Raw genomic sequence first — 22,015 nt, 5'->3', positions numbered from 1 at the left:
GCAGTACTGAGCCGGGTACTCAACCGCGCGCCGTTGTTACCCTCCGGTACTCCGGAGGAGGGCCATGACGTCGCTGGACACCCGCAGCACCCGCAGCGCGACGCGGCGGGCGGCGCTGCTCGACGAGCTGGTCGCGGTGTTCCTGGCCGAGGGCTTCGCCGCCTTCACCCTCGACGAGCTGGCCCGCCGGCTGCACTGCTCCAAGACCACGCTGTACGGCATCGCGGCGAGCAAGGAGCAGCTGGTCGTGGCCGCGGTGAAGCGCTTCTTCCAGCGGGCGACGACCGCGGTCGAGCAGCGGGCCACCGGCCCCGGCGACCACCGTGAGCGGATCAGCTCGTACCTGCTGACCGTCGCCGAGCAGCTGCAGCCCGCCTCGCCGGCCTTCTTCGCCGACCTCGCCGCCTTCGCCCCCGCCCGGGAGATCTACCAGCGCAACACCCGCGCCGCGGCCGACCGGGTGCAGCAGCTGGTCAGCGAGGGCGTCGCCGCCGGCACCATCCGGCCGGTGCACCCCTCGTTCGTCGGCGTCGCGGTCGCCGCGGTGATGAGCGCGATCCACCGGGGAGACGTCACGGCGGCGACCGGCCTGGACGACGCCGCCGCCTACCGGGAGCTCGCCGACCTGGTCGTCGCCGGGATCGCCCCGCCCCGTTGACCGCCGCCTCCGGGCCCGTCGTCCGACCCCCTGCCGTTCAGGGCCAGGCGAGGTACGCGACCACCGGTGAGTGGGTGCTCGCCCCTCGGTCGCCTTCCACGCTGCGCAGCGGGCGCAGGCCGCTGACCAGCACGGCGTCCACCCGGGCGACCCCGGGGCCGGGCCCGCGGGTCAGCGCCGGCCAGGTGCCCACCGCCCGGTGCACGTCGGTCAGGCCGGCGCCGGTCAGCACGTGCAGCGGCCGGTTGAGCGGTGAGGAGTTGAGGTCCCCGCCGAGCACCACCGGCCGGCCCCGGTCGACCAGCCCGGCGACGACGTCGGCGTAGCGCCGGGCCTCGGCCAGCCGGGTCCGCGCCGCCTCTCCGGTGCCGCCCGCGGGGTTGGCCTCTCCACCGGCGGGGGTGCAGCCGACGCACGGCGACGCCAGGTGCACCGAGAGCACGTCGAGCTCCCGCCCCGCGACGTCCAGGGTGACCAGGTCGGTCGGGCGGGCGCCGGCCGGCAGCCCGGTCACCCGGTCGACCCCGATGATCGGGTGCCGGGACAGGACGGCGTCCCCGTCGCCCAGCCGGCCACCGGTCAGCGGCCCGAGGTGCAGGTACGGGTAGCCGGCCAGGGCCCGCAGCTCGGCCCGCCGGGCCACGGTGACCTCCTGGAGCAGCAGGACGTCGGGCTGCTCCTGCTCGATCAGGGCGCGCAGCCCGTCCAGCGGCCGCCCGTGCGTGACGTTGTAGCCGGCCACCCGGAGGTCGACGGCGCCCTCCTCGTCGGTGAACCGGTTGACCAGGTACGGCCCCTGCAGCACCAGGACGGCGACGGTGGGCACGAGGAGTGCCGCCACGGCCCACCAGGCCCGCCGGACGGCGGCCACGACCAGGAGCACCGGCGCCGGCGCGAGCCACCAGAACGAGAACAGCGCGGCGGTGTAGGTGGCCGCCGTCCGGTCCCCGAGGACGGCGATGGCCAGGAGCAGCCCGGTGCCGGCCACCCCGTAGACCGCGGCCAGCCGCCGCCAGGGCCGCCGCGGCCGGGGGTCTGGTCGCCACACGGGACCATCGTGCTGGCTGGGGGCGGCGGGCCGGTGACATCCGCCGACCCGGTGGAGTCGGGTTCGTCACGCCCACCGTCCAGCAGCATGGGTAAGGTGAGCCTCACCAATCTCGGCCGGGACCCGGCTGACCGCCGTCCCCAGGAGTCGCTCGTGGCGCAGCGCACGGCCACCCGGCCCCCCGAGGAGGCGACCACCGCACCCCCTCGGCGGGGGCTGCTGCGGGGTGCGGTCGGCCGCTCGCTGGGCCTGTGGCTGCTGCTCCTGCTGGCCGTGGCGGTCTGCGCGCTGAGCATCACCGTGGGCACCCGGCCGATCGGCCTGGGCACCGTCTGGCAGGCGCTCACCGACGCGTCCACCCCCGGCGACGAGACGGTGATCATCCGGGAGCTGCGGGTGCCCCGCACCCTGCTCGGGGTGCTCGCCGGGCTGGCCCTGGGCGTCTCGGGTGCGCTCATGCAGGGGCACACCCGCAACCCGCTGGGCGACCCGGGCCTGCTGGGGGTCACCGCCGGTGCCGCGTTCGCCGTGGTGCTGTCCATCTCGGTGCTGGGGCTGTCCACCCCCAGCGGCTACGTCTGGTTCGCCTTCGCCGGGGCCTTGCTGGGCAGCGTCGCCGTCTTCGCGATCGGCTCCGGCCGGGGCGGCGCCACCCCGGTCAGCCTGGCGCTGGCCGGCACCGCCCTCAGTGCCCTGCTGTTCGCGCTGGTCTCCTCGATCACCATCAGCAGCACCGACACCCTCGACGCCTACCGGTTCTGGATCGTCGGGGCACTGGCCGGCCGGGACGCCTCGGTCGCCACCCAGGTCGCCCCCTTCGTCGTCGTCGGCCTGCTGCTCGCGCTGCTCAACGCCCCGGCGCTGAACCTGCTCAACCTCGGCGAGGACGTCGCCCGCGGCCTGGGCCAGCGGATCTGGGTGGCCCGCACCGTCGGGCTCGGTGCGATCACCCTGCTCACCGGCGCGGCGACGGCCGCCTGCGGGCCCATCGCCTTCGTCGGGCTGGTCGTGCCGCACGTCGCCCGGGCGGTCACCGGCCCCGACCACCGCTGGCTGGTGCCGTACTCCGGCCTGCTGGGCGTGGTCTTCCTGCTGCTGGCCGACGTGCTGGGCCGGGTGGTCGCCCGCCCCGGCGAGCTGCAGGTGGGCATCGTCCTGGCCGTCGTCGGCGCCCCGTTCTTCATCGCCCTGGTGCGCCGCCGCCGGCTGGTGACGCTGTGACGCTCACCGCGCCCACCCGGGCCCCCGAGCACCGCAGCCGGCCCCGCCGCGTCCTGCGGGTGGGGTCGTACTCGGGCACCTACCGGCTCCGCCAGCTGGTCGTGCCGCTGGCGACGGTGGTCGTGCTGCTGCTGGCCGCCGCGGTCAGCTTGGGGCGCGGTGACTACCCGATCAGCATCCCGCAGGTGCTCGGCGCGCTGGTCGGGCTGGGCGATGACACCCAGCGGTTCATCGTCACCGAGCTGCGCGCCCCGCGGATCGCCGCCGCCGTGCTGGTCGGCGTGGCGCTGGGCACGTCCGGGGCGCTGATCCAGACCTTCGCCCGCAACCCGCTGGCCAGCCCGGACATCCTGGGCGTGAACGGCGGCGCGGCGATCGGCGCGGTCAGCGTGATCGTGTTCGCCGGCACCGGCACCACCGCCGCCGGGGTGCTCGGCGGCATCGGGCTGCCGCTGGCCGCCCTGCTCGGCGGGTTCGCGATCGCCTTCGCGGTGTTCGGGCTGGCCTGGCGCAAGGGCGTCGACGGGTACCGCCTGGTGCTCATCGGGATCGGCCTGTCGGCGATGGCCAACGCGGTGGTGCAGTACCTGCTCACCCGCAGCACCATCTGGGACGCCGCCGCGGCCAACGTCTGGGTCACCGGCTCGCTGAACGGGCGCGGCTGGGACGACGTCCTGCCCCTGGCGCTCGCCCTGGCGGTGCTGGTGCCGGCCGCGCTCGCGCTGGGGCGGGTGCTGAACGTGCTGCAGTTCGGCGACGAGACCGCCCGCGGGCTGGGGGTGCGGGTGCCGCTGGCCCAGGGCACCGTGGTCGTGGTGGCCGTCGCGCTGGCCGCGTTCGCCGTCTCCGCGGCGGGGCCGATCCAGTTCGTGGCCCTCGTCGTCCCGCAGATCGCCGTGCGGCTCACCGGGGGCTCCCGGCCCCCGCTGATCGCCTCCGGCCTCCTCGGCGCGCTGCTGCTGGTGGCCAGCGACCTCACCTCGCGCACCGTGCTCACCGAGGCCTTCCCCGTCGGGGTGGTCACCGCGGTGGTCGGCGCGCCGTACCTGCTCTGGCTCCTCGTCCGCGGAAGGCGGCGATCGACCCTGTGACCGCTCTCGACAGCCCCACCGCCACCGCGCCGACGGCACCCGTGCGCCTGGCCGCCGACCGCGTCCGGCTGGCCTACGGGGAGAAGGTCGTCGTCGACGACCTGGACCTCCAGCTCACCGAGGGGTCGTTCACCGCGATCGTCGGCCCCAACGGCTGCGGGAAGTCGACCCTGCTCAAGGCGCTGGGCCGGCTGCTGCGCCCCACCGCCGGCAGCGTGCTGCTCGACGGCCGGGCGATCACCTCGACGCCGACCCGCGAGGTCGCCAAGGTGCTCGGGCTGCTGCCGCAGACCCCGCTGGCCCCGGAGGGGCTGACCGTGGCCGACCTGGTCGCCCGCGGCCGGCACCCGCACCAGAGCTGGCTGCGGCAGTGGTCCTCCGACGACGAGGCCGTCGTCGCCGAGGCGCTGCGCTGGACCGACATGGCCGAGCTGGCCGACGCCCCGGTCGACGCGCTCTCCGGCGGCCAGCGGCAGCGGGCCTGGATCTCCATGGCGCTGGCCCAGGGCACCGACCTGCTGCTGCTCGACGAGCCGACCACCTACCTGGACCTCGCCCACCAGGTCGACGTGCTGGAGCTGGTGGCCCGGCTGCACACCGAGCGGGGGCGCACCGTCGTCGTCGTCCTGCACGACCTGAACCTGGCCGCCCGCTACGCCCAGCGGCTGGTGGCCATGAAGGACGGCGTCCTGGTCGCGGAGGGCACCCCGGCCGAGGTGCTGACCGAGCAGTTGCTCGCCGACGTCTTCGAGCTGGAGGCGCGGGTCGTGCCCGACCCGGTCACCGGCACCCCGATGGTCGTCCCCGTCCGCCGCCTCCGCTGACCCACGGCCCCGGACGGCAGTGGCCCCCTCGCCGGTCGGCGAGGGGGCCACTGGGTCGACCGGGTCAGGCCCGCGGTTCCTCGGGGGCCTTCGACGAGACCACGGTCCGCGGTTGACCGTCGCCGTCCTGACTGTGCTCCACGACCAGCGCGAAGTCGTCGCCGTGCCGGGTGATGCCCTCGACCACGGCCTGCTCGACGGCCTCGTTGGCGTAGGCGCGACGCAGCACCATCGGGTCCGAGCGCAGGTCCTTGGTGAGTGCGATCGCCAGGCCGATCATCACCACCGCGAACGGCAGGGCGCCGATGATCGTCAGGTTCCGCAGGCCCTGGAGTGCCTCGTCCCCGCCGACGAGCAGCATCACGGCGGCCACGCCACCGGTCAGCAGGCCCCAGAAGACGACCATCTTCGAGGTCGGCTCGCGGGTGCCCCGCTCGGACAGCGACGCCATCATGATCGAGGCGGAGTCCGCACCGGTGACGAAGAAGATGCCCACCAGCAGCATCACCAGCACGCTGGTGACCGTGGCCCAGGGCAGCCCCTGGAGCAGGTCGAACAGCTGGCCCTCGGGCGTCGACTGCCCGGCGATGTCCTCCCCGGACCGCTGGGCGCCGATCCCGGCACCGCCGAAGACAGCGAACCAGAACAGCGTCACGACGCTGGGCACCAGCAGCACGCCGGCGATGAACTCCCGGATGGTGCGGCCGCGGCTGATCCGGGCGAGGAAGACGCCGACGAACGGCGTCCAGGAGATCCACCAGGCCCAGTAGAAGACCGTCCAGCCCGACAGCCACTCGGCCATCGGGTCGCCACCGGAGGCGTTGGTCCGGGCGGCCATCTCCGGGAGGTCGGCGAGGTAGGAACCCAGGGCGGTCGGCACCAGGTTGAGCATCAGCACGGTCGGGCCGACGACGAAGACGAACAGCGCCAGCACGAACGCCAGGACGACGTTGATGTTGGACAGCCACTGGATGCCCCGGGCGATGCCGGAGAACGCCGAGGCGACGAACGCGGCGGTCAGCACGGCGATGATGCCGACGGTGACCGCGTTGCCCACCTCACCGAGCCAGCCCAGGATCTCCAGCCCGCTGCCGATCTGCAGCGCGCCGAGCCCGAGGGAGGCGGCGGTGCCGAACAGCGTGGCGAAGATCGCCAGGACGTCGATCACCTTGCCGGCCGGGCCCTCGGCGACCCCGCGGCCGAACAGCGAGGTGAACGCGGAGGAGAGCAGCTGGCCGCGGCCGCGGCGGTAGGTGCCGTACGCGACGGCCAGGCCGACCAGGGCGTAGAGCGCCCACGGGTGCAGCGTCCAGTGGAAGAGCGTGGTGGCCATCGCGGTGGTGACGGCCGCGTTGGTCTCACCCTCGACGGTGCCCGGCGGCGGGGAGACGAAGTGCGACAGCGGCTCGGAGACGCCGAAGAACATCAGGCCGATGCCCATGCCGGCGCTGAACATCATCGCGATCCAGCTGATCGTCTTGAACTCCGGCCGTTCGCCGTCGCCGCCCAGCGGGATGCGGCCGTAGGCGCTGGCGGCCAGCCAGAGCACGAAGACGACCACGGCCGAGGCGAGCAGCACGAAGAACCAGCCGAGGTTGCCCTCGATCCAGCCGAGCGCGTCGGCGCTGGCGGTGCCCAGGCCGGTGGGGCTGATGAACCCCCAGGCGAGGAAGGCCAGCGAGACGACCGCGGCGACGCCGAAGACCGTCTTGTCCAGCTGCGGCCGGCGCTCCTCCTCGTGCGCCGGCGGCTGGGCGATCGCCGGGTGCAGGTCGCTGGGCACCTCGGGGTCGAGGACGTCGTCGATCGTCTGGGCGGGCGCATCGGGCTGGTCGGGCGTCGCGGCTGCGCTGGTGACGCCGCGCGGCGGCTGGCCGGGTGGATCGGTGGGTGTCGTGGTCACGTGGTGTGGCGCCTGGTGGGCGCCCCTCCAATCGGGTCGGCGCACAGGTCGGACGGCGGCCCCGTGACTGGGGGCGCCGTCTCCACAGGACACCGTGCGCCCTGGGGGACGCACAGCGCAAACCAGGGTGATCACGATCGCGTCTCGAGGGGTTGCGTTCCGGAGCCCCCCGGGCACCCACCGGAAGCGCCGGCAGTCCACACTGGACGGCGATGAACGTGCTCGCAGCAGGCCCGGTCACCGACACCCTCTACTGGCTCCGCGGCCCCTTCCTGGACGCGCTGCTGATCGTCCTGGGCGCCGTCCTGCTGGCCCGCCTGGTGAGCTGGGCCGGCAACCGGATCACCGACCGGATCGACGCCGCGGCGACCGGTTCCGACGCCCTGGTGCGCTCCGAGGCGGCCAAGCACCGGCACTCGCTGACCCAGGTGCTGACCTGGGCGGCGATCGTGCTGATCTGGTCGGTCGCGGTCATCTTCGTCCTCGACCGGCTGGGCCTCCCGGTCACCGGCCTGGTCGCCCCGGCCACCGTGCTCGGTGTCGGGCTGGGCTTCGGCGCGCAGCGGGTGGTCGGCGACGTGCTGGCCGGCTTCTTCCTGATCACCGAGCGGCAGTACGGGTTCGGTGACGTGGTCGCCATCCAGGTGGTCGGCGGGATGGAGCCGGCGTCCGGGACGGTCGAGGACGTCACGTTGCGGATCACCCGGGTGCGCTCGGTGGACGGCGAGGTGGTGATCGTGCCGAACGGGCAGATCGTCAAGGTGACCAACCTCTCCCGCGACTGGGCCCGGGCCGTGGTCGACGTGCCGGTGCCCTCCACCGCGGACGTCACCCGCGTGCAGGAGGTGCTGCGCGAGGTCGGCAAGCAGGCCTACGACTCGCCCCGGCTGCACAAGCTGCTGCTCGACGAGCCCACCGTGATGGGCGTGGAGAGCCTCTCGCTGGACGAGGTGAACCTGCGCGTCGTGGCCCGCACCCTGCCGGGCAAGCAGTTCGACGTCGGCCGTGACCTGCGGGCCCGGGTGGCGCTGGCGCTGTCCCGCGAGGGCGTGTCCCTGCGTGCCACCAACGCGACCGACGGCGTGAGCGTCCAGGACGAGGCGCTGGCCGAGGACCGCGCCCGCAGCGGAGGTGCCGCATGACCACGCCCTCGGACGAGCAGCCCACCACGGTGCTGCCGCAGCAGACCGCCGAGCAGCCGGCCGCCACCGCCGCGCCGGCCACCCGCCGCACCTCGGTCTGGCACCGCCACGTGCCGGCCCGGATCGGCCGGGCGCGCACGTCGACGCTGGTGATCGGCGGCCTGTTCGTGGTGCTGTTCGTGCTGAACCTGCTGCTGCCCCGCCCGGACGGCGGCACGTCGACGGTCACCACGTCGGACGGCCGGACGATCGAGGTGCCGAACTCGCTGCTGCCCAGCGACGCCCGCACCACGACGACCCCGACGCCGACGAGCACCCCGACGGCGCCGAGCTCCCCGGTGCCGCAGGACGACGGCGAGGACGAGGAGCCGGTGCCCACCCCGACGCGGACCACCAGCCGCACGCCCGCGCAGACCAGCACCCCGGCCCAGACGACGACCCGCGCGCCGGCCACGACCAGCCAGCCCACCGAGGACGACACGACGGAGTCCGAGCCGACCGGCGGCACCGACGACGGGACGACGGCCACCCCGACCGGCTGAGCGGCTCAGAACGAGGTGACGACCGCGATGCCCGGCTCCCGGCCCACGGCGGCCAGCGCCGCGCCGGCGTCGTCCAGCCCGAGCTCGCGGGTGACCAGCAGCTCGGGGCGCAGCCGCCCGGCGGCGATCAGCGAGAGCATCGCCGGGTAGTCGGCGGCGGCCATCCCGTGGCTGCCCAGCAGGGCCAGCTCCCCGGCGATCACCAGCTCCATCGGGATCTCCGGGCGGCCGAGGGACGGCGGCAGCAGGCCCACCTGCACGTGCCGGCCGCGGCGGCGCAGGCTGCGGATCGAGTTCAGGCAGGTCACCGCCGCACCGAGGGCGTCCAGCGAGACGTGCGCCCCGCCGCCGGTCAGCTCGGCGACCTCCGCCGGGACGTCGCCCGCGCCGTCCACCACGTGCTCGGCCCCGGACGCGGCGGCCAGCTCGAGCGCACCCGGGGTGACGTCGACGGCGACCACCCGCGCCCCGGCGGCGACCGCGACCTGGACGGCGGAGAGCCCCACCCCGCCGCAGCCGTGCACGGCGACCCACTCCCCCGGCCGCACCTGCCCCACCCCGGTGACGGCCCGGTAGGCGGTGGCGAACCGGCAGCCCAGGCTGGCCGCGGTGGCGAAGGACATGCCCTCCGGCAGCGCGACCAGGTTGACGTCGGCGGCGTCCAGGGCGACGAGCTCGGCCAGCGACCCCCAGTGGGTGAACCCGGGCTGGGTCTGGTTGAGGCACACCTGCCCGGCGCCCTCCCGGCACGGCCCGCAGTGCCCGCAGGCGCAGACGAACGGCACGGTGACCCGGTCGCCCACCGACCAGTTGCGCACCCGGCTCCCCACTGCGGCCACCGTGCCGGCCAGCTCGTGGCCGGGCACGTGCGGCAGCACGACGTCCGGGTCGTGGCCGGACCAGCCGTGCCAGTCGCTGCGGCAGATCCCGCTGGCACCGACCCGGACGACGACGCCGTCCGGGGCCGGGGTGGGCTCGGGCACCGCCCGGACCGTCAGCGGACCACCGAACTCCTCGAACACCAGCGCGCGCACCCCGACAGCCTGCCCGCCCACCCCCGCCCCGGCCCACCGCCCCCGCTCGGCGCGGGCTCTCTGGCGAGAAGGCCCGTGGCGGAAGCGGGCTCTCTGGCGAGTAAGCCCGTGGCGGAAGCGGGCCTTCTCGCCAGAAAGCCCGTGGGGGCGGTCGTGGGAGGGGGCGTTGGGGGAGGGTGGACGGGTGGACGACCTCACCGCACTCCGTCAGTCCTGCGATCGGGCCCTGGCCGGGCACGGGCCGCAGACCGCCGCCGACCTGCTGGCCACGATCCCCACCGACACCGCGGTCGACCGGTACGGGGACGGCGGGGTGGTGGCCGAACTGGAGGGCGAGGTCGCCGAGCTGCTCGGCCAGCCCGCCGCGGTGTACCTGCCGAGCGGGATCATGGCCCAGCAGTCCGCGCTCCGGGTGCACGCCGACCGGCGCGGGCGCCGCACCGTCGTCTTCCACCCGCAGAGCCACCTCGACGTGCACGAGGGCCGCCCGCTGGAGCGGCTGCAGGGCCTCATCGGCCGCCCGGCCGGCGCCCGCGACCGGCTGCTGGCCCGCACCGACCTGGACGACGTGGCCGAGCAGCCCGCCGCCCTGGTCGTGGAGCTGCCCCAGCGCGACCTGGGCGGGCAGCTCCCGCCGTGGGACGACCTGGTCGCCCAGGTGACCTGGGCCCGGGAGCGCGGCGCGGCCGCCCACCTCGACGGCGCCCGGCTGTGGGAGGCCGCCGCCGGCTACGACCGGCCACCGGCCGACGTCGCGGCACTGTTCGACACCACCTACGTCAGCTTCTACAAGGGCATCGGCGCGCTGGCCGGTTGCTGCCTGGCCGGTCCGGACGACGTCGTGGCCGAGGTGCGGGAGTGGCGGCGCCGGCTGGGCGGCACGCTGTTCGGCATGTGGCCGGGGGCTGCCTCGGCGCTGAGCTGCCTGCGCCGGCGGCTGCCGCTGATGCCGAGCTACCTGGCGCGGGCGCGGGAGATCGCCGACGCCGTCCGCGACCTGCCCGGGGTCACCGTGCTGCCCGACCCGCCGCAGACGCCGATGCTGCACCTGCTGCTGCGCACCACCCCGGAGGCATTCGGTGTCGCCGTGCGCACGCTCGCCGCCGACCGGGGTCTGTGGACCTGGGAGCGGGCGATGCCCACCGCCGACCCGGGCGTCGTCCGGGTCGAGCTGCCGATCGGCGACGCCACGATGGCCCTGCCGGTCGCCGACGCCCGCGCCGCGATCGCCGCCCTGGCCGGCTGACCTCGGCGGTGGGCCCGCCAGGCTCGACCCGACGATGTACGTCCGTGGCGACTCCTGCGGCCAGGGCCCGCCACCGCTGCACACTGCTGCGGCCCACCGCCGGCGGACGAGCGACAGACTGGGTCAGGGCCGGCATGGGAGCACGCCGGTCAGGCGCTCCGCAAGGAGCGCAGCGCCGCATCGGTGCCGCCGTCGACCTCGACCAGCTTGCTGCGGGACGTCGCGCCGGTGACCAGCGTGACCGCGGACCGGCGGACGCCGAACGCCGCGGCGACCGCGGCGAGCGCCGCCTCGGTGGCCCGGCCGTCGACGGCGCGGGCGGTCACCCGGACGACGAGCGCGCCGTCGTGCTCGCCGCCCACCGCCGTCCGGCTCGCCCCCGGCCGCACCCTGATCGCCACCCGCACGCAGGGCAGTGTGCGCGGCCCGGGGCGTCGTCCTAGGATCGACCCGGCTCACGAGAGGCAGCGACAAGCACCTGGCTTGCTGCCCGGCAACCTCGACTCCGTCCGAGGTGCTCCCAGGGGAAGAGCTGGCTGGGCGGCGACCGCCGTCCGGCAAGGACGGAGCCCTCCGCGCCGTGGGTGCTCCGGCGATCCCAGGAGGTAGGCGCATGACCGAACCCAGCGGCTGGAGCTTCGAGACCCGGCAGATCCACGCCGGCGCGGCCCCCGACCCGACCACCGGCGCCCGCGCGCTGCCGATCTACGCGACGACCAGCTACCAGTTCCGCGACAGCCAGCACGCCGCGGACCTGTTCGCCCTCGCCGAGATGGGCAACATCTACACCCGGATCATGAACCCGACGCAGGACGCGCTCGAGCAGCGCGTCGCCTCGCTGGAGGGCGGCGTCGCCGCCCTGGCGGTGGCCAGCGGGCAGGCCGCGGAGACCCTGGCGATCCTGAACGTCGCCGAGGCCGGCAGCCACGTGGTCGCCTCCGCCTCGCTGTACGGCGGCACGTACAACCTGCTGCACCACTCGCTGCCGAAGATGGGCATCACCGTCTCCTTCGTCGAGGACCCCGACGACCCGGAGAACTGGCAGTCGCTGGTGCAGGAGAACACCAAGGCCTTCTACGCCGAGACGATCGGCAACCCGAAGGGCGACGTCCTGGACATCTCCGCGGTGTCGGAGGTGGCGCACCGCAACGGCGTCCCGCTGATCGTGGACAACACCGTCGCGACGCCGTTCCTCATCCGGCCGATCGAGCACGGCGCGGACGTCGTCGTCCACTCCGCCACCAAGTACCTGGGCGGCCACGGCACCGCGATCGCCGGGATCATCGTCGACTCGGGCAACTTCGCCTGGACCGGCGGCAAGTTCCCCGGCTTCACCGAGCCCGACCCGAGCTACCACGGCGTCGTCTACGCCGACCTCGGCGCACCGGCGTACGCGCTCAAGGCCCGGGTGCAGCTGCTGCGCGACCTCGGACCGTCGATCTCGCCGTTCAACGCCTGGCTGGTGGTGCAGGGCATCGAGACGCTGTCGCTGCGGATGGAGCGGCACGTGGCCAACGCCCAGCGGGTCGCCGAGTGGCTGGAGGCCCGGGACGAGGTGGAGTCGGTGCACTACGCCGGGCTGCCCTCCTCCCCCTGGCACTCCGCGCAGCAGAAGTACGCCCCGCGCGGGGCCGGCGCCGTGCTGGCCTTCGACATCAGCGGCGGCATCGAGGCCGGCAAGCGGTTCGTGGAGGCACTCGAGCTGCACAGCCACGTGGCCAACATCGGCGACGTGCGCAGCCTGGTCATCCACCCGGCGTCCACCACCCACTCGCAGCTGACCCCCGAGGAGCAGGCCACCACCGGCGTCACGCCGGGCCTGGTGCGGCTGGCGGTGGGGCTGGAGGGGATCGACGACATCCTCGCCGACCTCGAGGTCGGGTTCCGGGCCGCGAAGGGCGCCTGACGTGCTCCGGGAGCCGGCGCGCGCCGGCTCCCGGACCGGCGGTTGGCGCGAGGGCGACCCGCCGGGACGGCGCCGGTTCCTCGACCTGGACGGACCGGTCCGGCTCGACCGCGGCGGCGAGCTGCCCGCCGTCCGGGTCGCCTTCGAGACCTGGGGCACCCTCGCCCCGGACGGCGGCAACGCGGTGCTGGTCGAGCACGCGCTGACCGGCGACAGCCACGTGGTGGGCGACGCCGGGCCGGGCCACCCCACCCCCGGCTGGTGGCCGTCGCTGGTCGGCCCGGGCGCGCCGCTGGACACCGGTGAGCTGTTCGTCGTCTGCGCCAACGTGCTCGGCGGCTGCCAGGGCACGACCGGCCCCTCCTCGACCGCCCCGGACGGCGCCCCGTGGGGCTCGCGGTTCCCCGAGCTGACCATCGGTGACCAGGTGGCGGTGGAGGCGGCGCTCGCCGACGCGCTGGGCATCGGCCGGTGGCGGGCGGTGCTCGGCGGCTCGATGGGCGGCATGCGGGCGCTGGAGTGGGCGGTGTCCCGGCCCGAGCGGGTCGAACGGCTGTTCTTCCTCGCCTCGGCTGCCGTCGCCGGCGCCGACCAGATCGGCACCCAGACCACCCAGCAGGCCGCGGTGCGCAGCGACCCGGCCTGGGCCGGCGGCGACTACCTGCCCGGCGCCGGGCCGGTGGCCGGGCTGGGCGTCGCCCGGCGGATCGCGCACCTCAGCTACCGCAGCGCCGGCGAGCTGGAGGCCCGCTTCGGCGCCCGGGTGCAGGACGACGGCCGGTTCGCCGTCGCCTCCTACCTGGAGCACCACGCCACCAAGCTGGCCGCCCGGTTCGACGCCGGCAGCTACGTGCTGCTCACCGAGGCGATGAACACCTGGGACGTCGGCCGCGGCCGGGGTGGCGTCGCGGCGGCGCTGGCCCGGGTCACCGCCCGCGCGGTGGTGGCCGGCGTCGACTCCGACCGGCTGTACCCGCTGGCCCAGCAGCAGCAGGTCGCCGACGGGCTCGGCGTCCCGCTGCAGGTGATCGGCTCGCCCTACGGCCACGACGGGTTCCTGCTGGAGACCGCCGCGGTGGGGGCGCTGGTCCGCGAGCTGCTGGCCGGCTGACCCGCCACGCCGCCCGCTGGGGAGCACCCGCGTGGCAGTGACGGCATGCGTCGCCTACCGTCGGCCGCACGCGGTGCTCCATCCAGAGGTAGCGCGGCCCCCCGTCGTCGCCGGTACCCCCGGCCACCCCGGAGCAGCCCCGGGACCCAGCCAGAGAGAGCAGATGTCCGCATCCATCCTGGAGGGCTCCACGCCTCCCCCCGCCCGGGCCCCCCGCCCCGAGCGACCCCGTGACCGCCAGGTCAGCGTGTACGCCGAGCTCTCCCAGCAGGTCAAGGACGCCGGGCTGCTGAACCGCCGCCGCCCGTACTACGTCGTCTCGATCGCGCTGACCGTCGCCGCCTTCGCCGGCGTCTGGGTCGCGATCGTGGCGCTGGGCGACTCGTGGTGGCAGCTGGGCCTGGCCGTCGTGTTCTCCCTCATCTGCACCCAGTTCGGCTTCCTGGGCCACGACACCGCGCACCGGCAGGCCTTCGGGTCGCACCGGGCCAACGAGTGGAACGCCCGGGTGCTCTCCTGCGGCTTCGCCGGGATCGGCTACGGCTGGTGGATGCAGAAGCACAACAAGCACCACAACGCGCCCAACCAGATGGGCAAGGACCCCGACATCGAGTCGGCCGTGCTGGCCTTCACCCCGGACGACGCCGAGACCCGGATGACCGGCCTGCGCGGCTGGTGGACCCGGCACCAGGGGTGGGCGTTCTTCCCGCTGCTGTGCTTCGAGGGCGCGGCCCTGCACGCCAACAGCCTGGCCACCCTGATCCGCGACAAGACGATGCCGCACCGCCGGCTGGAGATCGCGATCATCGCCGCCCGGCTCACGCTGTTCGTCGTCGCGGTCTTCCTGATCATGCCGCCGCTGCTGGCCGTGGCGTTCATCGTCGTGCAGCAGTCGGTGTTCGGCCTGCTGCTGGGCGGGTCGTTCGCGCCCAACCACAAGGGCATGCCGATCGTGCCCAAGAACGCCAAGGTCGACTTCCTGCGCCGCCAGGTGCTCATGTCCCGCAACATCCGCGGCGGCCGGGTCACCGACTTCATGATGGGCGGCCTGAACTACCAGATCGAGCACCACCTCTTCCCGAGCATGCCCAGGCCGAACCTGAAGAAGGTGCAGCCGATGGTGCGCGAGCACTGCGCCAAGCACGGGATCAGCTACACCGAGACGTCGCTGGTGGGGTCGTACCGGATCGTCGTCCGGTACCTGAACCGGGTGGGCCTGGGCGAGCGCGACCCGTTCGTCTGCCCGCTGACGGCGTCGATCCGCAACTGAGGAAGGCCCCGCTGCCCCCCCACCACTGGCACGCTCGCGGCGGGACCCAGCAGCGGGGCCGACCAGGGCCCGGTCACCTCCACAGGGAGGTGACCGGGCCCTCGTCGTGCCGGAGGCCTCAGACGGTCAGCGCGACGAGCAGGACGACGGCGGCCATGAAGGCCAGCGCGGCCAGCAGGCCGGCGCGGTGCCGGCGCCGGCCGCGGGCCCGGGCCAGGACCTGGTCGGGGAGGCCGGCCGGGGCGGCGGTGACCTCGGCGGCCTGCACGGCGAGGTCGTGCCGCAACCGCCCCTCGGCGTCCCCACCGTCGGTCTGCGCGGCGTAGCGGGCCAGGCCACGATCGGCCGCCGCGACGACGTCCTCGACCGGGCGGGCCAGCTCGGCGGCCACCTCCTCCGCCGACAGCCCCTCGCCGTGGCGGAGCACCAGCACCGTGCGGGTCAGCGGCGGCAACCGCGCCAGGGCGGCGGCGGTCGGCGAGCGCCGGTCCGGCGCCGCCGCGGCGAGACCGGGGAGGCCGGCCGTCCCGGACAGCAGCGGGCTGTCGGCCAGCACCTCGCCCAGGTCGAGCCGGCGCCGCCAGCTCAGGTGCTCGGCCAGCAGCGCCCGGCGCGCCACCCGGGCCGCCCGCTCCGGCCCGGCCCACGGCCGCCGGGTGGCGTCCAGGGCGCTCAGCAGGAGGTCGTGCGCCTGCGCCGGGTCGCCGGTCAGCAGGTGCGCGGTGCGCAGCAGCCCCGTGCCCTGCGCCGCGACGAACGCCCGGAACGCCGCGTCGTCGCCCGCGCTCACGCGGTGGGTGCCGGGTCCGGCCAGCCGGCCAGGTGCCCGATCCAGGCCAGGGCCAGCCAGGCGCCGCTCAGCGACCCGGTCGTCGTCCCGTCGGTGAGCGTGAGCTGCCACTCCGCCTCCGGGTGCCGGGACCGGGCCGACCCCGTGTCCGGGACGGCCGCCACCACCCGCCAGCCCTCCACCGGCAGCCGGCGGGCCGGCCGCCCCTCCGGGGTCGCCCAGACGCCCTCCTGGGTCGCCTGCACCGGCTCGGCGGTCGCCCCGGCCGGCCAGCGCAGCCGGACGACGCCGAGGTCCAGGTACGCCGCCGGGTCGGCCGGCAGCGACCAGCCGACCCGGCGGGTGCCGAGCGCGGCGTCCGCGCCCAGGGTGACCACGGTGGAGACCGCGTGCAGCACCGAGCTCAGCGCGCGACCGGCCCGCACGCCGGGCGGCGGGTCCTGCACCGTCCAGTCGACCCGGCGGCGCAGCTCGTCGGCGCTCACCGGGTCACTGCACCCGGCGGACGGCGCGGTGCTGGTCGAGCCGGTCGGTGTAGCTCTTCGCGTTGGCGACGATCGCGGCGCGGTCGTCCTCGGTGGTCTCCCGGCGGACCTTGGCCGGCACCCCGGCGACCAGCGAGTTCGGCGGGATCTCCGCCCCCTGCATGACCACCGCGCCGGCGGCCACGATCGACCCGGAGCCGATGTGCGCGCCGTTGAGCACGGTGCTGCCCATGCCGACCAGCACGTCGTCGTCCACCCGGGCGCCGTGCAGCACCACGTTGTGGCCGACGGTCACGCCGCGGCCGATGACCAGCGGGGAGCCCGGGTCGCTGTGCAGGGTGGAGCCGTCCTGCACGTTGGAGTCCGCGCCGATCTCGATCACCTCGGCGTCGGCACGGGCGATCGCGCCGTACCAGATGCTGGCGCGCGGGCCCATGGTCACCTTGCCGACGACGACGGCGGTCGGGGCGACGAACGCCGTCTCGTCGATCTCCGGGGCACCGAAGTCGAGGGCTCCGATGTAGCTGTCAGCCACGTTGCTGCTCTCCTCACCGAGGTCGCGGGCGGTTCCCGCTGCTGTGCGCAGCAGATCACACCGGCTCGTCGGCGCCCCACTCGGCGAGGAACTCGGCCGGCGAGCACTCCTCCAGCAACCGCTGGACCACCGCCAGCATGTCGCCGGGCACGGCCGGGTCGCCGGCGGAGACCCGCAGCACCTCGGCACCGTCGGCCCGCCGGGTCACCACCACGTCGTGCAGCGACGGCCCGGGGAGCAGGCCCCAGGCGAGCTCGGCCACGAACGCGGCCGCCAGCCGGGCACTGCGCAGCACCCGCCCGCCGGGCTTGGGCTGCAGGGTCGCCTGGTACACGTCCGCGGCCCGGACGCCGTCCGTCGTCCCGCTCTCTGGGTCGGTCACCGCCCCAGCCTGGCGGAAGCGGGGCGCGCCGTCACCCACCGTGCGGGTCGAACACGTCCTCGATCCGGCAGCCGAACACCGCCGCGATCCGGAACGCCAGCGGCAGGCTGGGGTCGAACCGCCCCTTCTCCAGCGAGATCACCGTCTGCCGGGAGACGCCCAGTTCGTCGGCCAGCCGGCCCTGCGACCAGCCACGGGCCTGCCGCCGGTCGGCGAGGTCGTTGCGCACTCGGGGGCCCGCGGTCAGGCGGCGCGGCGGCGCAGCACGGTGAGCCGCACCGCGACGTCGGCGAAGGCGAACAGGATCAACCCCGCGAGCACCGAGGAGGCCGCCAGCTCCAGACCGGAGACCGCCAGGGCAGCCGACCCCAGGCCGGCGACGACCAGCAGGTCGAGGAAGGAGGCCGACGCGCTGCGCTGCCACCACTGGTGCTCGATCGTCTCCTCCACGTGCACCGGCGGGTCCTCCCCGGTCACCCCGGAGAGGAAGACCAGCCAGCCCAGGCCGTACGCGGGCCCGACCGTGCAGCAGGCGAAGACGACGGCGCGCAACCAGAACTGGTCGGGCTCGAACAGGCCGGCGACCAGCCCGATCCCGCCGGCGACGAGCAGGCCGGTGAGCGCGGCGGCGACGTGACGAGTGACCATGGACGACCCCCCGGGTGACAAGCGTGCTTGACATGCGCAGTCGACCAGCCGCCGACCACCCTGTCAAGCACCCTTCACATCCCGGTCAGAGGTCGACCTCCGCGATCACCCGCGGGATCTCCGGCGGCAGCTCCCGGGCCAGGAAGCCCAGCCGGCCCACGCCGGCGGCCAGCCGCTCGCCCGCCCGGCCGTGCAGGTGGGCGGCCCACACCGCGGCCTGCTCGGGGTCGGCGCCGCGGGCCAGCAGCCCGGCCACCACGCCGGCGCGCACGTCGCCCGAGCCGGACACGCCGAGCCCCGCACCGCCGCTCTCGTCCACCCAGAGCCGGCCGTCGGGCGCGGCGACCCAGCTGGTCGCGCCGCCGAGGCCGACCGTGGCCTGGGCCTGCTCGGCGAGCCGCTGGGCGGCGCCGGCCGGGTCGTCGTCCACCTCGTCCTGTTCCACGTGCAACGCGATGGCCAGCTCCATCGGGTTCGGCGTGAGCACCACCCGGCTCCCCAGGTGCCGCAGGCAGCTGGGGTCGGCGGTGACCGCGGCCAGCCCGAGCGCGTCCAGCGCGACCGGGCCGTCCAGCTCGGGCAGCAGCCGCTCCACCAGCTCCCGGGTCTCCGGCTCGTCGGCCATCCCCGGCCCGATCAGCACCGCCGAGGCGCGCTGCGCGAGGTCGAGGAACAGCTCGGCCGAGTCGCCCTTGATCGCGCCGGCCTCGGTGGACGGGACGCCCCTGACCAGCGCCTCCGGCAGCGAGATGGAGACGTGCGGGGCGACCTTCGAGGGGACGACGACCTGCAGCTTCCCCGCGCCCGACCGCAGCGCCGCCTCTGCGGCCAGCAGCACCGCGCCGACCGTCTCGGTGCTGCCGCCGACCACCAGGATCGAGCCGCGGGCCTCCTTGCCGCCGGTCGGCTCGGGCAGCCGCCAGCCGCGGAGCACCTGGGGGGTGACGAGCGTGCTGTCAGGCCGGGGACGGGACATCGGACTCCTCGGTCACGGGCGCACCGGCGTCCCGGTCGTCGGTCAGGTGGTGGACGTCGTTGAAGCCGAGGAGGGCGAAGCGCCCGCCCTCGGCGAGCTCGTAGCGGGTGACCGAGGTGTTGGCGACCTGCTCGGTGCGGTCGATCTCCAGCAGCTGCTGCTCGGTGAGCTCCTCGAGCACGTACCGGAACACCATGATCACCGCCTGGTGCGCGACGCAGAGCAGCCGGTCGCCGTCGTGCCGCAGCGCCTCGGTGGCCAGCAGGCTGCGCACCCGCAGGGCCACGTCGGCCCAGCTCTCCCCACCCGGCGGCCGGTAGTAGAACTTGCCCAGCAGCTCCCGGCGCTCGGCCTCCTCCGGGTGCTCCGCGCGGATCCCCGTCCGGGTCATCCCGTCGAACACCCCGAAGTCGCGTTCGCGCAGCCGCTCGTCGTGCCGGATCGTCAGGTCCAGCCCACTCGCCGCCACCGCCCGCTCGGCGGTGTCCAGGGCCCGGGTGAACGGTGAGCTGAGCACGGTGGTCGGCCGCTGGTCCGCCGGGAGCCCGGCCAGCCAGGCACCCAGCGCGTCGGCCTGCTGCTCGCCGGTCTCCGACAGCGGGACGTCGGGGTCGCGGACGTCGAGCTGCAGCCGCCCCGAGCCGGTCTCGTGCGCCTGCGCGTCGGCCAGGTTGCCCAGGCTCTCGCCGTGTCGCACCAGCCAGAGCGCCTGCGGCCCGGGTGCCTGTGCCATCGCCGTCCCGTCTCCTCGTGGAGCGCCCCTGCTGAGCGCCGTCCGGTCAGCGGTAGCCGACCACCTCCGCGACCAAACCGCGACCTCTGGACGTCGCCCGGCCGACTGCGCACGATGACCGGGTGGCCGACGAGAGCACCTTCGAGACCCGGGCGTTCGCCACCGCGGCGGAGTTCGACGAGTGGCTGGCCGCCGAGCACGACCGGGCGCCGGGGCTGTTCCTGCGGATCGCCAAGAAGTCCTCGGGCATCCCGTCGCTCACCGCCGCGGAGGCGGTGGAGGTCGCACTGTGCCACGGCTGGATCGACGGCCGCGCCAACCGGGTGGACGACGACTGGTTCACCGTCCGGTACACGCCACGGCGCCCCAGGAGCGTGTGGTCGCAGAAGAACGTCACCTCGGTCGGCCGGCTGATCGCCGACGGCCGGATGCGCCCGGCCGGGCTGGCCGCAGTGGAGGCCGCCCAGGCCGACGGCCGGTGGGACCGCGCCTACGCCGGCCCGGCCACGATCACCGTGCCCGACGACCTGGCCGCCGCACTGGCCGCGGAGCCCGCCGCGCAGCAGGCCTTCGCCGAGCTCGACGGGGCGAACCGCTACGCCGTCCTCTGGCGGGTGCACACCGCGGCCTCACCGCAGACGCGCGCCAAGCGGATCGCCGCCGCCGTCCAGCTCCTCGCCGAGGGCCGCCGCATCCACGAGTGACGAAGGACCTCGCTGCCCCCCACCACTCGCAAGCTCGCGGCGGGCCCCTGCAGCGAGGCCGACAGCGGGGGCCTTCCTCAGCCGGTGACGCGGCGGGCGCTGACGTAGCCGCCCTTGTCCACGCTGGTCACCGCGACCGGCTTGCCGGTGACGCTGGCGTGCACCATCTGGCCGTTGCCGATGTACATGCCCACGTGGCTGATCGGCGAGTAGAAGAAGACCAGGTCGCCGGGCTGCAGCTCGGCACGGGAGACCGGGACGCCGATGCCGGACTGAGCGCGGCTGGAGTGCGGCAGCGAGATGCCCGCCGCGGCGTAGGCGTACTGGGTGAGACCGGAGCAGTCGAACCGGTCGGGGCCACTGCCGCCGGGCAGGTACATGTCGCCGACCTGGGCGAGCGCGGTCTGCACGGCGACGCCGGCGGCCGCGGTGGGGGCGGGCGCGGGGGCGGCGGTGACGTCAGGGCCGGAGAGCACGTTGTGCACCCGCACCTGGTCGGTGGCCGAGAGCCGGGCGAAGTCGGCCTGGTAGCCGGCCAGCTCGTCTTCCAGCTGCTCCTTCTGGGCCTCCAGGTCGGCGGCCGCGGCATCGGCGGCGGCGGCCGCGGCAACGGCGTCGGCCTGGGCCTGGTCGGCGGCGGCGCGGGCGGCGGCCGCCTGGGCGACCACCGTGTCGGCGTGCGAGGCGAGCTGGTCGAGGGTGCTCATCTGCGCGATGAGGTCGTCGGCCGACCCGCTGGTCAGGAAGGCGGCGAGCCGGCCACGGGTGGTGCCGACCATGCCGGTCTGGGCGATGGACCGCAGCTGCGGCTCCATCGCGTCCAGCTGCGCCTGCGCCTGGGCGGCGGCACCGGCGGCGGCGGCGGCCGCGGCCTGCTGCTGCTCCGCGGCGGCGGTCGCCTCGTGCACCTGCTCGTCGAGCGCGCTGAGCTTCTGGCCGGTCTCGGTGACCGCCTGCCGGGCCTGCGCGGCGGTCGTGGGGGCGGCCGAGGCCGCCGTGGGGAGAAGCGCGACGCAGGCCCCGGCGCTCAGCGCGAGCGCGGCAGCACGGGTCCACCCCTGTCGCGTGGTCGTACGAGTCACCGGAACCTCCGAGTGCGCGCGTCGCGCCCGGGGAGGGGCGACACGTCCCGCGCGCGTCGGAACGGAAGGTAAGGAGACGGCTGCGAGGCGATGACACCGCCGCGCCGGGGGACGATCGGTCCGCTGACCTGCTCAGTCCCAGAGGCCTCGTGCGCCACTCCGGCCCCGTGCGTCACTGACGAGCCGGTCGGCGACGGCGCCGGTGGCGAGGGAGTACACGGTCTTGTGCAGGACGTCGACGACCTGGTCCCGGCGCGACCACGTCCACGGCGGGGACCCGACGCCGGTGACGTTCTCCAGCGTCTGGTCGACGGCCAGCCGCAACGGGGTGAACCAGGCCGAGGCGCGCACCCCGCGCAGGCCGGCGGCGGACCAGACGCCGCGCAGCGCGCCGACGGCGGCTCCGGTGCCCCAGTGCATGAGGTGGTTGCGCACCGGCGGGCGGGCGGAGCCCGGCAGCCGCCGGCCGGTGGCGAGCGCGGTCAGCGTCCGGGCCGGGACGTAGGAGTTCGGCCGCCCGGTGACCTGCTGCTCCAGCTTCTCCCCGGCGGTCATCACCGCCACGCCGGCCAGCCCCGCCACCGCACCACGCACCGCTGCTCGTCCCCACATGGGCTGCGGCCTACCCCCGCGGTCGACCCGGCAAAGACGACGAGCCGCCCACCGGTTCCCCGGTGGACGGCT

General features: G+C 75.3%; 25 protein-coding genes and 1 riboswitch. Of the genes, 11 read left to right on the top strand and 14 right to left on the bottom strand.

Features of this window, described 5'->3' with window-relative positions; genetic code table 11:
* The first annotated feature begins 64 nt into the window (after positions 1-64).
* Positions 65-658 carry a TetR/AcrR family transcriptional regulator gene (locus tag ACJTNH_RS09405; RefSeq protein WP_458174914.1) on the top strand — a complete coding sequence of 198 codons (594 nt, stop codon included), beginning with the start codon at positions 65-67 and terminating at the stop codon, positions 656-658.
* Between the two features lie 37 nt (positions 659-695).
* Here the strand turns inward: ACJTNH_RS09405 and ACJTNH_RS09400 are convergent, their stop codons facing one another.
* A complete protein-coding gene (locus tag ACJTNH_RS09400; protein WP_458174912.1) occupies positions 696-1,706 on the bottom strand; it encodes an endonuclease/exonuclease/phosphatase family protein in 1,011 nt (336 codons plus the stop codon).
* Positions 1,707-1,802: 96 nt separating this feature from the next.
* Between ACJTNH_RS09400 and ACJTNH_RS09395 the strand changes: the two genes are divergently transcribed.
* Genes ACJTNH_RS09395 through ACJTNH_RS09385 form a run of 3 tightly spaced genes read left to right on the top strand, consistent with a single transcriptional unit; the run spans position 1,803 to position 4,842 of the window.
* Positions 1,803-2,927, top strand: a complete 1,125-nt coding sequence (locus ACJTNH_RS09395; RefSeq protein ID WP_458174910.1) for a FecCD family ABC transporter permease — start codon at positions 1,803-1,805, stop codon at positions 2,925-2,927.
* On the top strand, positions 2,924-4,018 hold the full coding sequence (locus ACJTNH_RS09390; protein WP_458174908.1) for a FecCD family ABC transporter permease: 1,095 nt from the start codon (positions 2,924-2,926) through the stop codon (positions 4,016-4,018). Before ACJTNH_RS09395 ends, ACJTNH_RS09390 begins: the two co-directional genes overlap by 4 nt.
* Positions 4,015-4,842 carry an ABC transporter ATP-binding protein gene (locus tag ACJTNH_RS09385; RefSeq protein ID WP_458174906.1) on the top strand — a complete coding sequence of 276 codons (828 nt, stop codon included), beginning with the start codon at positions 4,015-4,017 and terminating at the stop codon, positions 4,840-4,842. The genes ACJTNH_RS09390 and ACJTNH_RS09385 overlap by 4 nt, the downstream gene beginning before the upstream one ends.
* Before the next feature lie 64 nt (positions 4,843-4,906).
* On the opposite strand, the gene ACJTNH_RS09380 is transcribed toward ACJTNH_RS09385, so the two are convergent.
* Entirely contained in the window at positions 4,907-6,745 is a 1,839-nt protein-coding gene (locus ACJTNH_RS09380; protein ID WP_458174904.1) for a BCCT family transporter, read from the bottom strand.
* A 212-nt stretch (positions 6,746-6,957) separates the two neighbouring features.
* Here ACJTNH_RS09380 and ACJTNH_RS09375 point away from each other — a divergent pair, with 212 nt between their 5' ends.
* Positions 6,958-7,887 (top strand): mechanosensitive ion channel family protein, encoded by a 930-nt coding sequence (locus ACJTNH_RS09375; protein WP_458174902.1) that lies wholly within the window; start codon positions 6,958-6,960, stop codon positions 7,885-7,887.
* The gene (locus ACJTNH_RS09370; RefSeq protein WP_458174900.1) at positions 7,884-8,429 is read left to right on the top strand and encodes a hypothetical protein; all 546 of its coding nucleotides are present in this window, start codon (positions 7,884-7,886) and stop codon (positions 8,427-8,429) included. Before ACJTNH_RS09375 ends, ACJTNH_RS09370 begins: the two co-directional genes overlap by 4 nt.
* A 5-nt stretch (positions 8,430-8,434) precedes the next feature.
* Here the strand turns inward: ACJTNH_RS09370 and ACJTNH_RS09365 are convergent, their stop codons facing one another.
* Positions 8,435-9,463: a zinc-binding dehydrogenase gene (locus tag ACJTNH_RS09365; RefSeq protein ID WP_458174899.1), complete on the bottom strand. Its 1,029-nt coding sequence runs from the start codon at positions 9,461-9,463 to the stop codon at positions 8,435-8,437.
* A 184-nt stretch (positions 9,464-9,647) separates the two neighbouring features.
* On the opposite strand from ACJTNH_RS09365, the gene ACJTNH_RS09360 reads away from it, so the two are divergent.
* Positions 9,648-10,709: a threonine aldolase family protein gene (locus tag ACJTNH_RS09360; RefSeq protein ID WP_458174897.1), complete on the top strand. Its 1,062-nt coding sequence runs from the start codon at positions 9,648-9,650 to the stop codon at positions 10,707-10,709.
* 149 nt (positions 10,710-10,858) lie between these two features.
* Here ACJTNH_RS09360 and ACJTNH_RS09355 read toward each other — a convergent pair whose 3' ends face one another.
* Positions 10,859-11,116, bottom strand: coding sequence for a DUF167 domain-containing protein (locus tag ACJTNH_RS09355; protein WP_458174895.1), 258 nt, complete (start codon positions 11,114-11,116; stop codon positions 10,859-10,861).
* Between the two features lie 46 nt (positions 11,117-11,162).
* Positions 11,163-11,279, top strand: a riboswitch (SAM riboswitch).
* A 43-nt stretch (positions 11,280-11,322) separates the two neighbouring features.
* On the opposite strand from ACJTNH_RS09355, the gene ACJTNH_RS09350 reads away from it, so the two are divergent.
* From ACJTNH_RS09350 to ACJTNH_RS09340, 3 genes are all read left to right on the top strand, one after another.
* A complete protein-coding gene (locus ACJTNH_RS09350) occupies positions 11,323-12,615 on the top strand; it encodes a bifunctional o-acetylhomoserine/o-acetylserine sulfhydrylase (RefSeq protein ID WP_458174893.1) in 1,293 nt (430 codons plus the stop codon).
* A gap of 1 nt (position 12,616) precedes the next feature.
* Positions 12,617-13,726, top strand: coding sequence for a homoserine O-acetyltransferase MetX (gene metX, locus ACJTNH_RS09345; protein WP_458174891.1), 1,110 nt, complete (start codon positions 12,617-12,619; stop codon positions 13,724-13,726).
* 163 nt (positions 13,727-13,889) lie between these two features.
* On the top strand, positions 13,890-14,996 hold the full coding sequence (locus tag ACJTNH_RS09340) for a fatty acid desaturase family protein (RefSeq protein WP_458174889.1): 1,107 nt from the start codon (positions 13,890-13,892) through the stop codon (positions 14,994-14,996).
* A gap of 118 nt (positions 14,997-15,114) precedes the next feature.
* On the opposite strand, the gene ACJTNH_RS09335 is transcribed toward ACJTNH_RS09340, so the two are convergent.
* The 8 genes from ACJTNH_RS09335 to ACJTNH_RS09300 form a co-directional block, all read right to left on the bottom strand.
* A complete protein-coding gene (locus ACJTNH_RS09335) occupies positions 15,115-15,786 on the bottom strand; it encodes a sigma factor-like helix-turn-helix DNA-binding protein (RefSeq protein WP_458174887.1) in 672 nt (223 codons plus the stop codon).
* Positions 15,783-16,271: a hypothetical protein gene (locus tag ACJTNH_RS09330; RefSeq protein ID WP_458174885.1), complete on the bottom strand. Its 489-nt coding sequence runs from the start codon at positions 16,269-16,271 to the stop codon at positions 15,783-15,785. The genes ACJTNH_RS09335 and ACJTNH_RS09330 overlap by 4 nt, the downstream gene beginning before the upstream one ends.
* Before the next feature lie 4 nt (positions 16,272-16,275).
* Positions 16,276-16,806: a gamma carbonic anhydrase family protein gene (locus tag ACJTNH_RS09325; protein ID WP_458174883.1), complete on the bottom strand. Its 531-nt coding sequence runs from the start codon at positions 16,804-16,806 to the stop codon at positions 16,276-16,278.
* Between the two features lie 55 nt (positions 16,807-16,861).
* A complete protein-coding gene (locus tag ACJTNH_RS09320; RefSeq protein WP_458174881.1) occupies positions 16,862-17,188 on the bottom strand; it encodes a hypothetical protein in 327 nt (108 codons plus the stop codon).
* 31 nt (positions 17,189-17,219) lie between these two features.
* Complete coding sequence (locus tag ACJTNH_RS09315) at positions 17,220-17,417, bottom strand: helix-turn-helix transcriptional regulator (protein ID WP_458174879.1); 198 nt, start codon at positions 17,415-17,417, stop codon at positions 17,220-17,222.
* A gap of 14 nt (positions 17,418-17,431) precedes the next feature.
* Positions 17,432-17,836: a hypothetical protein gene (locus tag ACJTNH_RS09310; RefSeq protein WP_458174877.1), complete on the bottom strand. Its 405-nt coding sequence runs from the start codon at positions 17,834-17,836 to the stop codon at positions 17,432-17,434.
* A gap of 85 nt (positions 17,837-17,921) precedes the next feature.
* Positions 17,922-18,812 carry an NAD(P)H-hydrate dehydratase gene (locus ACJTNH_RS09305; protein ID WP_458174875.1) on the bottom strand — a complete coding sequence of 297 codons (891 nt, stop codon included), beginning with the start codon at positions 18,810-18,812 and terminating at the stop codon, positions 17,922-17,924.
* Positions 18,793-19,545, bottom strand: a complete 753-nt coding sequence (locus ACJTNH_RS09300; protein WP_458174873.1) for a histidine phosphatase family protein — start codon at positions 19,543-19,545, stop codon at positions 18,793-18,795. The genes ACJTNH_RS09305 and ACJTNH_RS09300 overlap by 20 nt, the downstream gene beginning before the upstream one ends.
* Positions 19,546-19,667: 122 nt before the next feature.
* Here ACJTNH_RS09300 and ACJTNH_RS09295 point away from each other — a divergent pair, with 122 nt between their 5' ends.
* The gene (locus ACJTNH_RS09295) at positions 19,668-20,249 is read left to right on the top strand and encodes a YdeI/OmpD-associated family protein (protein ID WP_458174871.1); all 582 of its coding nucleotides are present in this window, start codon (positions 19,668-19,670) and stop codon (positions 20,247-20,249) included.
* A gap of 77 nt (positions 20,250-20,326) precedes the next feature.
* On the opposite strand, the gene ACJTNH_RS09290 is transcribed toward ACJTNH_RS09295, so the two are convergent.
* Together ACJTNH_RS09290 and ACJTNH_RS09285 are read right to left on the bottom strand one after the other, a co-directional pair.
* Positions 20,327-21,331: a C40 family peptidase gene (locus ACJTNH_RS09290; protein WP_458174869.1), complete on the bottom strand. Its 1,005-nt coding sequence runs from the start codon at positions 21,329-21,331 to the stop codon at positions 20,327-20,329.
* Positions 21,332-21,463: 132 nt separating this feature from the next.
* Complete coding sequence (locus tag ACJTNH_RS09285; RefSeq protein WP_458174867.1) at positions 21,464-21,943, bottom strand: hypothetical protein; 480 nt, start codon at positions 21,941-21,943, stop codon at positions 21,464-21,466.
* Positions 21,944-22,015 lie beyond the last annotated feature (72 nt).

It is taken from the genome of Modestobacter lacusdianchii, from assembly GCF_054177765.1.
The sequence above is the reverse complement of the archived record's forward strand: the minus strand, read 5'-3'. Positions and strand labels throughout refer to the sequence as shown.

Bases quoted from the DNA above. Each gene is read 5' to 3' on its own strand.
- ACJTNH_RS09405 (WP_458174914.1), top strand. From the start codon at position 65: ATGACGTCGCTGGACACCCGCAGCACCCGCAGCGCGACGCGGCGGGCG.
- ACJTNH_RS09305 (WP_458174875.1), bottom strand. From the start codon at position 18,812: ATGTCCCGTCCCCGGCCTGACAGCACGCTCGTCACCCCCCAGGTGCTC.
- ACJTNH_RS09375 (WP_458174902.1), top strand. From the start codon at position 6,958: ATGAACGTGCTCGCAGCAGGCCCGGTCACCGACACCCTCTACTGGCTC.
- ACJTNH_RS09350 (WP_458174893.1), top strand. From the start codon at position 11,323: ATGACCGAACCCAGCGGCTGGAGCTTCGAGACCCGGCAGATCCACGCC.
- ACJTNH_RS09300 (WP_458174873.1), bottom strand. From the start codon at position 19,545: ATGGCACAGGCACCCGGGCCGCAGGCGCTCTGGCTGGTGCGACACGGC.
- ACJTNH_RS09370 (WP_458174900.1), top strand. From the start codon at position 7,884: ATGACCACGCCCTCGGACGAGCAGCCCACCACGGTGCTGCCGCAGCAG.
- ACJTNH_RS09340 (WP_458174889.1), top strand. From the start codon at position 13,890: ATGTCCGCATCCATCCTGGAGGGCTCCACGCCTCCCCCCGCCCGGGCC.
- ACJTNH_RS09285 (WP_458174867.1), bottom strand. From the start codon at position 21,943: ATGTGGGGACGAGCAGCGGTGCGTGGTGCGGTGGCGGGGCTGGCCGGC.
- ACJTNH_RS09310 (WP_458174877.1), bottom strand. From the start codon at position 17,836: ATGGTCACTCGTCACGTCGCCGCCGCGCTCACCGGCCTGCTCGTCGCC.